General features: G+C 49.4%; 13 protein-coding genes and 4 tRNA genes. 1 reads left to right on the top strand and 16 read right to left on the bottom strand.

Translation table 11 applies throughout. The features are described from left to right. Positions 1-65 precede the first annotated feature (65 nt). Entirely contained in the window at positions 66-1478 is a 1413-nt protein-coding gene (dacB, locus tag HMPREF2661_RS05985) for a D-alanyl-D-alanine carboxypeptidase/D-alanyl-D-alanine endopeptidase (RefSeq protein WP_049322595.1), read from the top strand. Between the two features lie 289 nt (positions 1479-1767). Here the strand turns inward: dacB and HMPREF2661_RS05980 are convergent. The 16 genes from HMPREF2661_RS05980 to HMPREF2661_RS05905 all read right to left on the bottom strand — a co-directional run bounded on the left by HMPREF2661_RS05980 (position 1768) and on the right by HMPREF2661_RS05905 (position 13553). Next, positions 1768-1844, bottom strand: a tRNA-Asp gene (locus HMPREF2661_RS05980). 32 nt (positions 1845-1876) lie between these two features. Further along, positions 1877-1952 (bottom strand) — tRNA-Val (locus HMPREF2661_RS05975). Between the two features lie 39 nt (positions 1953-1991). Beyond that, positions 1992-2068: transfer RNA gene (locus tag HMPREF2661_RS05970), tRNA-Asp, on the bottom strand. A gap of 32 nt (positions 2069-2100) precedes the next feature. Next, positions 2101-2176, bottom strand: a tRNA-Val gene (locus HMPREF2661_RS05965). A gap of 69 nt (positions 2177-2245) precedes the next feature. Beyond that, positions 2246-4228 (bottom strand): monovalent cation:proton antiporter family protein, encoded by a 1983-nt coding sequence (locus HMPREF2661_RS05960; RefSeq protein WP_070822727.1) that lies wholly within the window; start codon positions 4226-4228, stop codon positions 2246-2248. Between the two features lie 270 nt (positions 4229-4498). Then, positions 4499-5245 carry a 3-oxoacyl-ACP reductase FabG gene (fabG, locus tag HMPREF2661_RS05955; RefSeq protein WP_003684588.1) on the bottom strand — a complete coding sequence of 249 codons (747 nt, stop codon included), beginning with the start codon at positions 5243-5245 and terminating at the stop codon, positions 4499-4501. Positions 5246-5356: 111 nt separating this feature from the next. Then, positions 5357-6385, bottom strand: coding sequence for a glycosyltransferase family 8 protein (locus HMPREF2661_RS05950; protein WP_070822726.1), 1029 nt, complete (start codon positions 6383-6385; stop codon positions 5357-5359). Further along, positions 6378-7448: a WaaS/CpsH family glycosyltransferase gene (locus HMPREF2661_RS05945; protein WP_070822725.1), complete on the bottom strand. Its 1071-nt coding sequence runs from the start codon at positions 7446-7448 to the stop codon at positions 6378-6380. The genes HMPREF2661_RS05950 and HMPREF2661_RS05945 overlap by 8 nt, the downstream gene beginning before the upstream one ends. Positions 7449-7502: 54 nt before the next feature. Continuing rightward, entirely contained in the window at positions 7503-8504 is a 1002-nt protein-coding gene (locus tag HMPREF2661_RS05940; protein WP_070822724.1) for a WaaS/CpsH family glycosyltransferase, read from the bottom strand. A 73-nt stretch (positions 8505-8577) separates the two neighbouring features. Next, positions 8578-9504, bottom strand: a complete 927-nt coding sequence (fabD, locus tag HMPREF2661_RS05935; RefSeq protein ID WP_070822723.1) for an ACP S-malonyltransferase — start codon at positions 9502-9504, stop codon at positions 8578-8580. 9 nt (positions 9505-9513) lie between these two features. After that, the gene (locus HMPREF2661_RS05930) at positions 9514-9861 is read right to left on the bottom strand and encodes a DUF1294 domain-containing protein (protein ID WP_049322489.1); all 348 of its coding nucleotides are present in this window, start codon (positions 9859-9861) and stop codon (positions 9514-9516) included. Between the two features lie 51 nt (positions 9862-9912). After that, positions 9913-10875 (bottom strand): beta-ketoacyl-ACP synthase III, encoded by a 963-nt coding sequence (locus HMPREF2661_RS05925; RefSeq protein WP_003748928.1) that lies wholly within the window; start codon positions 10873-10875, stop codon positions 9913-9915. 153 nt (positions 10876-11028) lie between these two features. Further along, positions 11029-12099 (bottom strand): phosphate acyltransferase PlsX, encoded by a 1071-nt coding sequence (plsX, locus tag HMPREF2661_RS05920; protein WP_003748926.1) that lies wholly within the window; start codon positions 12097-12099, stop codon positions 11029-11031. Between the two features lie 84 nt (positions 12100-12183). Beyond that, entirely contained in the window at positions 12184-12744 is a 561-nt protein-coding gene (locus tag HMPREF2661_RS05915) for a phosphoribosyltransferase (protein ID WP_070822722.1), read from the bottom strand. 92 nt (positions 12745-12836) lie between these two features. Further along, positions 12837-13016, bottom strand: a complete 180-nt coding sequence (gene rpmF, locus HMPREF2661_RS05910) for a 50S ribosomal protein L32 (RefSeq protein ID WP_002240035.1) — start codon at positions 13014-13016, stop codon at positions 12837-12839. A 33-nt stretch (positions 13017-13049) separates the two neighbouring features. Then, on the bottom strand, positions 13050-13553 hold the full coding sequence (locus HMPREF2661_RS05905) for a YceD family protein (RefSeq protein ID WP_049322492.1): 504 nt from the start codon (positions 13551-13553) through the stop codon (positions 13050-13052). Positions 13554-13557: the final 4 nt, after the last annotated feature.

Raw genomic sequence — 13557 nt, 5'->3', positions numbered from 1 at the left:
AGGCCGTCTGAAATGTTCAGACGGCCTCAGTACCTCGTACAGATGTATCAATTTTTCGTAACACAATGAAGTTAAAAAATATTTTATTAATCAGCCTGATGGTGGCGGCGTGTCCGTCATGGGCTTTGGATTTCGGCCGTATTCCTGAAAATGAAATTTCCGTTTATGTGCAGGAATTGGACAGCGGCAAAGTGATTGTGGAACACCGTGCCGATGAGTTGCGCAATCCTGCTTCGACCATGAAGCTGGTAACGGCGTTTACCGCGTTTCGTATGCTGGGCGGCGATTATCGTTGGAAAACCGAGTTTAAAACCAACGGCGCAATCAAAGGCGATACGCTGAAAGGCAATGTGTATTGGGTAGGGAGCGGCGATCCTGTGTTTGACCAGCATGATCTGGTGCAAATGCAGCAACAGATGCGCGATAAGGGCATACGCCATATTGACGGACATCTGATACTCGACCGCAGCCTGTGGGGCGATGTGAAGAATCCGGATGATTTTGCTTCCGATTCTGCCGAAAGCTTTATGACGCCGCCCGACCCCAATATGTTGGCGTATAAAACCGTTGAACTTAGCGCCGAAAAAGAAGCAGACGGACGCTTGGTCATCCGTACCAATCCGCCGCTGCCGAATCTGAACATTCAAAACAAATTAACACTTGAAGATAAGGAAGGGAAGTGCAGCGTTTTAAAAAACCACATGAAGACTTCCTATAAAAACAATACGCTGACCGTATCGGGCAAGCTGCCGGAAAGTTGTTTGGGCAAAGAGCTGTATCTGAATATGTACAGCATGAAAGAATTTGTCGGCAAAAGTTTTGTCAACCAATGGCGTCAACAAGACGGCACGGTTTCAGACGGCCTGACAACAGGTGTCGCGCCTCATGACGCGCATATTTTGGCAAGTCATCAATCCAAACCGCTTGCCGATATCCTCACCGATATGAACAAGCATTCCAATAATCTGATTGCCCGTTCGGTTTTCCTTAAATTTGCCGGACATATATCTGATTACAAGCAGGCGCAGGCCAAGGCTGCCTCTATCGTAAAAAGCGAGTTGGCGGTTGCCGGTATCAATACGGAAGGGCTGGTGTTGGAAAACGGCTCAGGCCTGTCCCGCGTAGAACGGCTCAATGCGCGAATGATGGCGCAAATGTTGGAAAAAGCCTACTTCAGCCCGTTTAAAAACGAGTTTATCAGTACGCTGCCGATTGCCGGTAAAGACGGCACGCTTAAAACACGCTTGAAACAGCCCGGTGAAAACCTGCGCCTCAAAACCGGTACGCTCAAAGATGTCCGCGCATTGGCAGGGTATTGGTTGGGCGAAAAGCCGTTAGTGGTTGTCGTCATTATCAACAGCCCGAAGTCGACCGATTATTTACGCGATTTGGATAAGCTGGTGTCTAAAATTGTTCAGCCCGGTGGCGATCATTGGATTGATGCTAAAGCTTCCTGCATGATTAGGTATCAGGTTTGATAAGCTAAAAAAGGCCGTCTGAAAATGTATTGACGTTTCAGACGGCCTTTGTGTAAGAAGAGGAGGCAAGTATTTATGTCTATTTTAAAAGATGATTCAGGAATTGGATGAATAAACGTTTGGTGTGAATCAGCTTGAGATGGATGGTTTTATCTTCAGTATTTAAGACGTATGTTTTAAGTTTATTTCCGGCTTCTCTTGTCTAAATAATCGGCCTTTTTACGAAAAGGCATAAGGTACAGACGAAAAAAATACCGGTAAAAACCGGTATTTTTTATTTTTAACTTGATGGCGCGGCGGACGGGGCTCGAACCCGCGACCCCCGGCGTGACAGGCCGGTACTCTAACCAACTGAGCTACCACCGCGCATCCACTGTCAAAGACAATGAAAAGGAAAGTGGTGGGTGATGACGGAGTCGAACCGCCGACATTCTGCTTGTAAGGCAGACGCTCTACCAACTGAGCTAATCACCCGTAAAAGGGAGATACTGAAAAATCAGTATTTTTAAATAATGGCGCGGCGGACGGGGCTCGAACCCGCGACCCCCGGCGTGACAGGCCGGTACTCTAACCAACTGAGCTACCACCGCGCATCCACTGTCAAAGACAATGAAAAGGAAAGTGGTGGGTGATGACGGAGTCGAACCGCCGACATTCTGCTTGTAAGGCAGACGCTCTACCAACTGAGCTAATCACCCGTGCGCAAAATTGCGAAGACGCTATTAAACCAAAAAATTCTGATGCGCGCAAGATTTATTTGCCGATTATTAGATATCTCCTTGCAAGCACCAGTTTTCAAAGGAAATAATTTCTTCCTGCTTGCCTGCGACAATCAAAATATCACCGTTTTTCAAAACAAAATCAGGATCAAGTTCTTGGATTTTTCCGGTCTTGCGGCGGATAAACAATAGCTTCAGATGATGGGCGGACAAGGGCAATTCGCGGATGGTTTTGCCGATGGCGTGTGCCTCGCCGTGCAACGGGAAGGCGTGACGGGAGATGGCTTTGCTGTCTTCGTCTGAGAAGCTGTCATCGTCGCTGCCGATAAACAAGTCTTGCAACGATGCATAGCGGCTGTGACGGATATGGGTTATGGTTTGATAAACGTGGTTGTAGGAGAGGCCGTGGCCCAACATGGCATAGCTTGCCAGCACCAGGCTGGTTTCTTTGGTGTCGGAAACGGCTTCTTCCGCGCCCATTTCGGTAAAGGTTTTGACGTAATCGTCATTGGTGGCGCGAACATAAACCGGCATGCTCGGATGCATGGACATGATGTTGCCGAGAACATGTTGGGTCTCGTGCATATTGTTCAGCGTAATGACTACCATTTTGGCGCGTCCCAAGCCGGCGGCTTCCAAGACTTCACGGCGTTTGGCATCGCCAAAGGAAACCGGTTCGCCTGCGTTGCGTGCCACTTGTACGCGGGCAATGTCCAAGTCGAGGGCAAAGTAGGGGATGCCTTCTTGCGCCAATACACGGGCAACCGATTGGCCGCCGCGTCCGAAACCGATAATCAGGACGTGTTCGGATTTGCTCATGGTTTCCACCAGCATGGAATGCAAGTCCAAGGCTTTCATGTCCCAGTCGGATTTGACGAATCGGCCGATGATGGCATCGCTGCTGCCCAAAATGAATGGAGCGGCAATCATGGAGAGCAATACGGCTGCGGTGGCCGCTTGTTCCAATTCGGGCGAAACCATATTGATTTTGCTGGAAATGGCCAGCATCACAAAGCCGAACTCACCGCCTTGCGCCAAATAAAGCGCACTCTTGAGGCTGTCGCCCACAGGGTTTTTCATGCGCAAAGCGATGATGAAAACGACCAGTGCTTTCAAGACCAACAGGATGACCAACAAAATCAGGATTTGCTGCCAGTTGCCGATCAGCGCCTGAATATCCAGCTTCATGCCGACGGTGATGAAGAAGAAGCCGAGCAGGATGTCGCGGAATGGACGGATGTCGTCTTCCACCTGAATACGGTATTCGGTTTCGGAAAGCAGCATACCGGCGACGAATGCGCCCAATGCCATGGACAGGCCTTCAAGTTCTGTCAGATAGGCTACGCCCAAAGTAACCAGCAAAACGTTGATCATGAAGAGTTCGGACGATTTGCGTTTGGCAACCAGTCTGAACCAGCGCGACATCACACGGCTGCCAACAACAAACAAAATGCCCAAGGTTAGCAACATTTTCAAACCGGCCAAGCCCAGCTCTACCCACAAGTTGCCTTCGCTGCCGCCGGCAAGCGCCGGAATCAGAATCATCAGCGGTACAACGGCAATATCCTGCATCAGCAAAACACCCATGGCCATTTGACCATGCGGCTGACCCAGCTCGGTTTTCTCCGACAAAATGCGGCTGACGATGGCGGTGGACGACATGGTCAGTGCGCCGGCGGTGGCAAACGCCCAGTTAAACGGCGTACCCATCGCCATCAAAATGCCCATAATCGAGAGCATGGTAACGATGACTTGCAAACCGCCCAAACCGAATACGAGGCGGCGCATGGCTTTGAGTTTAGGCAGGGAGAATTCGAGGCCGATGCTGAACATCAAGAACACAATGCCGATTTCGCCCAAATAGTCGGTAGCGTGGCTTTGCGGAATCAGTCTGAACATACCCGGGCCGGCAATAAAACCGACCAAAAGATAACCGAGCATGGAAGGAATGTTGAATTTGCGGCAGCAGATAACCGTAATAACGGCAACCAACAGAACAATGACAATGGGAGCAAGGGAAAATTCGTGCATAGAGTGGGCGGCCTTTCATTAAAAGTAAATATTGTTATATAGAGGCCGTCTGAAACACGTCGAAAACCGACAGCAAACCCAAATAAAAACGCACAGAACGCAATTTATTCCTGCGATTTGATTTCCCGTATCATGCTTATTTGGATTTACTGTTTCGAGCGTTATCTAACGGATTATTAAGATTATATCAAGATAGAATGTAAAATAGTGTTTTGATTGACAAAAAGGGCCGTCTGAAATATTCAGACGGCCTTTAAATAAAAGAATGGTTTAAGGCATCAACATGCCGCCGTTGACATGAAGTGTCTGACCGGTAATGTATTTTGCCTGATCAGAAGCCAAGAACAAGACTGCATCGGCAATATCTTGCGCTTCACCGAATTTGCCTAAAGAAGTTTGCGCTTCAAAGGTTTTGCGGGTTTCTTCCGGCAGGGCGCGGGTCATATCGGTGTCGATAAAGCCGGGGGCGACGCAGTTGACGGTAATGCCGCGGCTGCCGACTTCACGCGCCATAGATTTGGAGAAGCCGATTAAGCCTGCTTTTGCGGCCGCATAGTTGGTTTGGCCGGCATTGCCCATCACGCCGACAACGGATGTGATGTTGATGATGCGGCCGGCACGCTGTTTCATCATGCCGCGCAATACGGCTTTGGAGGCGCGGAAGACGGATTTGAGGTTAACCTGCATGATGTCGTCCCACTCTTCTTCTTTCATGCGCATCAGGAGGTTGTCGCGGGTAATGCCGGCGTTGTTGACCAAAATATCCAGTTTGCCGAATTCTTTCTCGATGTCGGCAATCAGGTTTTCGATGGTTTCAGGTTCGGCAGAATTCAATGCACGGCCTTCGCCGCCCCATTGCGCCAAACGCTCGCTAATTGCAGCCGCGCCGCTTTCGCTGGTGGCCGTGCCGATAACTTTTGCACCGGCCGCAGCCAAAGTATCGGCAATCGCCGCACCAATACCGCGCGATGCGCCGGTTACTAAAGCAATTTTGCCGCTCAAATCTTGTGTACTCATGTTTTATTCCTTAATTGCGATTGGAAAAATGGTTTCAGACGGCCTTATACCACGAATAGGTTTTTTAATCTAATTTTCTTAAGTAGGCCGTCTGAACTTTCTATTTGACAGTTAAAAATCTGGTGCTTTGAATCTGTTTGGATTGAGTTTTCTGAGCAGGTATTCTTTGTAATATGCCCAGGCTTGTTTTTTATCCCCTTGCTTTGAAAGTCTTTTGGCGGCTTGTTTGAAGGCTTGGTAAGGCTTAGGAAAGGGCAGCCATGTGTTTAACGGTTGATGAATATATCCTTCGTTCCAAGGCGACTTTTGATAGTAGCGGTCGTAAACGGGATGAAAACCTAAGACGTGCCATGGTTTGACGTGGCCGGTAAAGTGTACGAGCTTGATTGCATTTGGGTTTTTGTTTAATTCATAGGCTTTTTTTTGCCAATGTATCCAGTTGTATGTATCGGGAAGCCAGCGGATTTTATTGATACAAGTAAGGTTGAGGATGTCTTGGTCGGGGCATGATAGGCGGATGTCGGCGTTTTCCACGGCTTCTATTTTGTTTTGTAATATATTGTCTGTTTGTGAATCGTTCCAGTTTTGGATGTTGAACAGTAATACGCCGGAATTAAAGTAGGGGGCGGTGTCGTTGAAGCCGACAGGATTTAGCTTGCAGATATAAGCGCGGAACATGGTATCGGGAGCTGCCGCGACGAGTTGGCCTGTAAGGTCTATGGTAAAGAGTTCGGAGATGTCACCCAAGCATAATACATCGGTGTCGAGATAAAGAGCAGTATCACTGATGCCGCCAAGTATGGCAGGTATGCACATGCGGTAGTACATGGCTATGGTGAAATAGCTGTTGGTTTGCAGGGTGGTAAAGTATTCGGTGTTGAGGTGGTAAACCGTTACGGCATAGTTGGGATTGATGGTTTCGAGATGGTTGAAAATGCTGAAGTCGTAGCTTTCCGATCCGCTGACCAGTAGGTGGAAATGGATGGAGAAGTGGTTGTTTTCCAGTACGGAAAGCATGGATGTGCCGATATGTCGGATGTAATTTTGATCGGCTGCATAGACGATGTGCCGTGTGTTCTTTTCAGGCGGCCTTTGTCTGACTGGCAGGACGGCAGTTAGTAGTTTTTCTTTTTCAAACATGCTGTTTCTCCAAAATGGACGGGTCCGCTTGGGGCAGGGTAATGGGGATGTTGGGTTCGATGTTAAAGGCGCAGCTGATCCAGTTGCTGAAGCTGTATTTGTGCTTCAGGCCGGGGGCAAGCGGTACATACGGCAAGGTCAGGAAGGCTTTGAGTTCTTCAAGGTTGCTTCCGTCCCAGTAGAACATATTGTTCGGGTGATAAAAATCGTAATGTACGATGGTCGGATTGGTCGTAATCAGTTTTTTGTCCAATCCAATCGCTTCGAAAATCCGCAAAGAGAGGCCGTAGTGCTTGCGGTTGAGGAAATCTACCAATACAGAGGATTTGGCCGCTTCTTCTAAGTTTTGACGATAGGAGAGGGCGTTTTCAAATGAGAAGAACTCGACTTCGGGAATGCCTAAAGCCGCTTTTTCTTCTTCGATTTTCTTACTGGCCAAGCGGAAATCTATTTCTAAACTGATTGAACGTGCAGCTTCGCAAAATGCACGGATGTCATTGTTGCGGTCGGCAGCGTACGAGCCGATAAACAAGATTTTGTTTTGCGGGTTTTCAGACGGCCTGAAGCTGTCAAAGTAGAAGCTGGTGGTTGGAAAGAGTTTTTCGGCGTATTCGGGGTGTTTGCCTTGGTCAAACGGATCGAAAAAGTAAAATTTGTCGAAAAATTCGATGTTGTCGAAGTCTTCTTTTAAGAAGGTCAGGGCTTCCCAGTTGTAATACACCATTAATTTTGAATGCGCTCTGAGCTTGGCGATGAAGTCTTTCGGGTATGCGCCCAGCCAAATCATGAAGCAATAATCCGCTTGTTCGGGATGTTCGCTTAACAGGGTATTGAGGCGTTCTTCTACGGCGCGGAACATGGTCCGTTTTTTGAAGTCTTTTTGTCCAAGAATATTTCGATACCAGATTTTTTTCAGCCGTTGAAATACATTTTTGTATTTGAACTCTTTTTCTTCATAGGTCAGGGACAGTACTTCAAATCCGCATTTCTCCAAGTTCTCAATAATGAGTTCGTGGATTTTGAAGAGTTCCGGCATGGCGAGAATGACTTTTTTCTTACTCATAATGTATTCAATATAATATTTTGTCAGATAGGGATATTTGCTATCGGCATAGGGTTAATCAATGCCGAGCAGGCGGTTCAGCCATTGTGTAAATGAATAATAGGCTTTGATTTCAGGGGCAGGTTGCTGATACGGGCGTGCCAAAAATTCAGGCAATGCGTCTAAACTACCGCCGTCCCATACGAACACACGGTCTGGGTGGTATAGGTCGGTCTCTAAGATATGTTTGTTGGTGGTAATCAGTTTTTTATCGAAACGCAACGCATCAAAGATACGGAATGATAAGCCGTAATGTTCGAATTGTGCAAAATCGACGACTGCGCCGCAACTTTGCACTTGGCTGAGGTTTTCTTCGAAGCTAAGGATGCTGCTTCGGTCTAGATAGCGGATGCCGTTGTGTCCGAAGGCTTTTTCGGCCCTGTCATCTTTGCAGTAGATATGGAAATCCAAGGGTAGGTTGAGGCGTTCGGTTTCTTGGATAAAACGTTTGGTTTGCTCTTCGCGTCGGAGTTCATAGCCGCCCAAAAAGTAGAGTTTGTTGGTAGGCGCATATTCCGCCACGGGAAAGTCAAAGTAAAAATTGGTGGTGGCTTTGAAACGGCATTGTGGATATTTTTGAATATCGTCGGGATCGAAAACCCAACATTGATCAAAATAATCCAAATATTCAATAATATCTGGGAAACGACCTACGCCATCCCATTGATAATTCACGCAAACATTGCTGTGTTCTCGGATGGTGGCGATAATTTCTTTGGGGTAAATATTGGCGCGGATACAGAGCGCATAGTCGGCTTTTTTACCGTTTAGCGAGGCCAATTTTTGCTGAATGTCGTCGAGGTGGCGGCTGTATTTGAGGTGTTTTTTATAGTTGCCGTCTTTGGTGATGTGTTTGTGATAGAGGTTTTTGAGTCTGCTACCCAAGTTCGGGTAATAGGAATCTCGGTCGTCATAGCACAGGTTGATGACATCAAAGCCAAGAAAACGCAGATTTTTTTCGATACATTGATCCAGTCCGTACATGTAGGGAACGGCAAGAATAATGGTTTTTTTCATAATGTATTCGGATTGGGGTGGGCTGATTTTTCAGACGGCCTTGCCTGACAGGATAAGGCCGTCCGAAAACGTTTTAGTGGGCTTCGATAAATGCAGCCACTTGGTCGGCATTAGTCAATGCGCTGCACGCGGCTTCTTTGTTGATGCGTTTGGCGAGGCCTGCGAGGACTTTGCCAGGGCCGCATTCGGCGGATTCGGTAATGCCTTCGGAAACAAGCGCGTTGACGGTTTCTGTCCAGCGCACCGGGCTGTACAGTTGGCGTACCAAGGCATCTTTGATTTTGTCGGCATCATCGTAAGAGGCAACATCGGCGTTATGGATGACACGGATTTGTGGTTGTTTGATAGTGATGTCTTTCAGTGCTTCGGCAAGTTTTTCCGCTGCGGGCTTCATGAGGCTGCAATGTGAGGGAACGGAAACGGGCAGCGGCAGGGCACGTTTGGCTCCGGCTTCTTTGGCGGCGGCCATGGCGCGTTCGACTGCGGCGGTATTGCCGGCGATCACGACTTGGCCGAGGGAGTTGAAGTTGACGGCTTCAACGACTTCGCCTTGTGCGGCTTCGGCGCAAATGGCTTTGACTTGTTCATCTTCCAAACCCAAAATAGCAGCCATTGCACCTACACCTTGTGGTACGGCAGATTGCATGAGTTCGGCGCGCAGGCGGACCAGTTTGACCGCGTCTGCGAAATCCAATGCACCGGCAGCGACGAGGGCGGTGTATTCGCCGAGGCTGTGGCCTGCAACGACGGAAGGGATTTTACCGCCGGCTTCTAAGTAGGCGCGGTAGGTGGCAATGCCGGCGGCCAGCATGATGGGCTGGGTGTTGACGGTTTGTCCGATTAATTCGGCATCTTCGCCGTTAATCATTGCCCACAGGTCTTGACCCAATACGGCGGAAGCTTCGTCAAATGTGGCTTTAACGATGGCTTGTTCGGCAAAGCCGTTCATCATGCCTAGGCTTTGTGAGCCTTGTCCAGGAAAGAAGAATGCGAAAGACATGGTAATTCCTTATTGGTTTGAATGTTTTAGGGTATCTGCCAGCAGAAGGAGGGTGGCGGCAGTATTGGTTGCGGCACCCAGTCGGAAGGTGCGGATAAATCCGGATTTGCTGGTTTTATGCCGGAATGCAAGGCTGCCGCAATAACCGCCCGGCCAACCGCCAAGCAGGTTGAGCAGATGCAATTTTGCTTCGGGTATGCGCCTGCCGTGGTTGCGTGCGCGCTGTTTGTCTTGGTAGTAAAGCAGGAAAACGTATGCGCTCTGTGCGAGATAGGCGATTGCCAGTTTGGGCAATATTACAGCCGTTATGCTTAAAAACAGGCTGCTGATGCAGAATGCAAACGTTAGGGATTTCATGGGTTTGAGCAGAATAGGCCGTCTGAAAGGGATATTCAGACGGCCCAACCGTTAGTATTTCACCAAAACCGCACCCCAGGCAAAACCGCCGCCGATGCCTTCGAGCAAGAGGTTTTGTCCGCGTTTGATTTGGCCGTTTTTAATGCCGACATCCAGTGCCAACGGAATGGAGGCTGCGGAAGTGTTGCCGTGGTCTTGGACGGTCAAGATCACTTTGTCCATGCTCAAACCCAAGTGTTTGGCGGTAGAGTCGATAATGCGCTTGTTGGCTTGGTGCGGCACAATCCAATCGATTTGGTCGGCGGTGTAACCGGCTTCTTCGATAACGTCATCTGCAATTTTTGCCAGCATTTTGACGGCAAATTTGAATACGCCGGGACCGTCCATGCTGATGTAGGGCGACCCGCAAACCTGGCCGTTGGCGATTTGTCCCGGGACGTTTAAAAGGTTGAGGTAGTTGCCGTCGGCTTTGAGTTTGCTGTGGATGATGCCCGGTTCGTCAGATGCGCTTAAGACAACCGCGCCTGCGCCGTCACCAAAGAGGACGCAGGTGGTGCGGTCGTTCCAATCGACGATGCGGCTGAAGGTTTCCGCGCCGATAACCAAAGCGTTTTTCGCCATGCCGCTTTTGATGTAGGCATTGGCAGTGGTCATGGCATACATAAAACCGGCGCACACGGCTTGGACGTCAAAGGCAGGGCAGCCGTTGGTTATGCCTAATTTTTGCTGAACGATGGTCGCAGTGGAGGGGAACTGCATATCGGGAGTGGCTGTGGCAACGATAATCAGGTCGATGTCGTCAGCCTGTAAATGGGCATCTGCCAAGGCGCGACGTGCTGATTCGGCGGCCAAGTCGCTGGTTTTTTCGCCCTCGTCTGCAATATGGCGGAATTTGATGCCTGTACGCGTGGTAATCCATTCGTCGGAAGTGTCCACTTTTTTGGCAAGGTCGTCATTGCTGACGCGGTTGGCAGGAAGATAGCTGCCTGTGCCGGAAATTTTGGCATATTGCATGAGAACGGCCTTTTTAGAGAGTTAATTCAGATAGTCGGATATTGTAAGCGAAAATGGGGAAATTCCCAATATGAAGCATGAAGTTGGTGTTTCAAAGATAAAAACAGGCCGTCTGAACATTTTGAAGTTTCAGACGGCCTGTGTATATCAGCCTTAAGCTTCCGTGGCCGGAGCGGCGGTTTCTTCCTGCTCTGCTTCTGCTTTGGCGGCTTCTAAAGCGGCCAACTGGGTGGCTACTCCTTGTTCGATTTGGGCGAGGCCGGCAGATTTGGCTTCGTGGTAGGCTTCTTCCAAAGCATAACGGAAGCCGACTTCGTCGGTTCCGCCGTGGCTCTTAATCACGATACCGCGTAGGCCAAGCAGGATGGCGCCGTTAAATTTGCGCGGATCCAGTTTGCCTTTCAAGCCTTTGAGCGCGGGCAGGGCGGCAATGGCGGCAAGTTTGTTGAACAGGGTGCTTTGGAATTCACGGCGGATAGCGCCGCTCATGAATTTAACCGCGCCTTCGATGGTTTTGAGCATAACGTTGCCGACAAATCCGTCTGCGACAACGACATCGGCTTCGCCATACAAAACGCTATTGCTTTCGATATTGCCGATGAAGTTGAGTTTGCTGCTGCTCAACAGTTTAAAGGTTTGTTTGACGGCATCCGTACCCTTGATGTCTTCTGTGCCGACGTTCAAAAGGGCGACGCGCGGACTGCCTTTTTCGGGGTGCAGGGCGTGTACCAGCTCGCTGCCGATGATGGCAAATTGAACCAGTTGTTCGGGCGTACAGTCAACGTTGGCACCCAAATCCAAAGCCAAAGTAACGTGTTCGCTGTCGGAAGGCAGGAATTTGGCGATAGCGGGGCGCTCAATGCCGGGAATGGTTTTGAGGACGAATCGGGCGGTCGCCATCAGTGCGCCGGTATTGCCTGCTGATACGGCGGCTTGCGCGTTGCCTTCTTTAACTTGGTTGATGGCGATGCGCATGGATGATTCTTTTTTGTTTTTCAGCGCGGATTGCGGCGCTTCATCCATTTCAACAACTTGTGCTGCATGGCAGACGGTGATGCGGTCCATAGGCGCGCCTGCCGAGCTTAATGCTTGGCGGACTGCTGCTTCATCGCCGACCATAATCAGATGTACATCGGATTGTTGTTTGAGGAAATCCACTGCACCGGGGACGGTAATCGCAAGGCCTGCATCTCCGCCCATGGCATCTACGGCCAGTGTAATCATGTTGTTCTCCGGTTTGTGTGTTTCAGACGGCCTCGGACCATCGGACAAGCACACTCATCTGATTTTCAGGAGATAGATTGAAAATCAGATGGAAAGGCTTGTTGCGATGGTCATGCCGGATTTATCGGTTTGCGCGGCCAATTTATTGTGTTCGTCGATGTCCAGTGCGTCCCAAGGATAGTTGATCCACCAGTCTTCCACGGTAATGCCGCTGAAATAAGGGATGCCTTCGGGAATCTTGCCGACTTTGGCTTTGATTTTTTCATGCAATACTGCCACGCCGATGGTGCCGAAATCTTCTTTCAACAATTCGTTCAGGCAGAATTCCATGGTAACGCGGCTGTCGTCCACTTCGTCAACAACCAATACGTTTTTGCCTTTCAGTACATCGGGAACGGGATCAAGCCATTGGACTTTTTTCACTTCATCGGTCACTTGACCTTCGTGATCGTTGTCGTAGTAGGCTGTGGTCACGGCGTAAATCGGGATTTCCAAGAAGCAGCGCAACATGCGGGCAGGGATAAAACCGCCGCCGCCAATGGCAATCATGGCATCGTATTTGGTGCCGGAGTTTTGGATTTTTTCCGCCAATCCTTTGATTACGCGGTGGATGTCGTCGTAGGTGTACCAGATTTTACGTTTCATGGTGTGCTTCCGAAGAGGAAAATACAGGGTGCAATGCAAAAAAGCCAGTCATTGCATGGCAATATTCTGGCTTTTTCAGTCAGACGAACGGATTATTCGCCTTTAGCTTTTACCACTTTACGGCCACGGTACATACCGTTTGGAGAAATGTGGTGTGGACGATGCACTTCGCCGGTTGCGCTGTCGACAGACAGAGAAGGCGCAGTCAGAGCGTCGTGTGAACGGTGCATACCGCGTTTAGAAGGGGATTTTTTGTTTTGTTGAACGGCCATTTCAAGCTCCTAGATAAATAAACTGTGTCCTAATTAACTGCTTTTCAAACCTGCTAAAACAGCGAAGGGGTTTGGTTTGTCCCGATTGACTTCGTCCAGTGTTCCATTGTTGCCGCAGTCTTCGTGTCGAGGGGAGAAAGGGAGCGACATCAGGATTTGGTCTTCGACCAGAGTTCGTACGTCTAGCTCTTTTTCGAGCAGTATGCCTTCCAATTCTTCATCGGCAAGCATGGCTTCGTCCAAACTCTCTTCATCGGCAAACAAGACGATACGGCTGGTTTCATCGAGTAGAAACGGCATGGGCGTAATGCAGCGCTGGCAAATCAGGGGCATGTCGGCTTTGACGTTCAAATCGAGAAACAGACGTTGCAGCCGGTCGCGGCCGCCTTGCAGCGTAAACGACACGCGTGTCTGTTTGTCGGCCGGATAATCGTGCGAACTGACTCGTTCATCCAATTCTTCGAGCAGGAAGCTGCCTTGCAGATTCTGCCCTTCGGCGGCGAAAACTTCTGGGTCAATCAAATTAGGGTATGACATAAAC

Source organism: Neisseria sp. HMSC061B04 (genome assembly GCF_001836705.1).
Lineage (GTDB): Bacteria > Pseudomonadota > Gammaproteobacteria > Burkholderiales > Neisseriaceae > Neisseria.
Note: the sequence above shows the minus strand (reverse complement) of the source record. Positions and strands in the feature narration are given on the sequence as shown.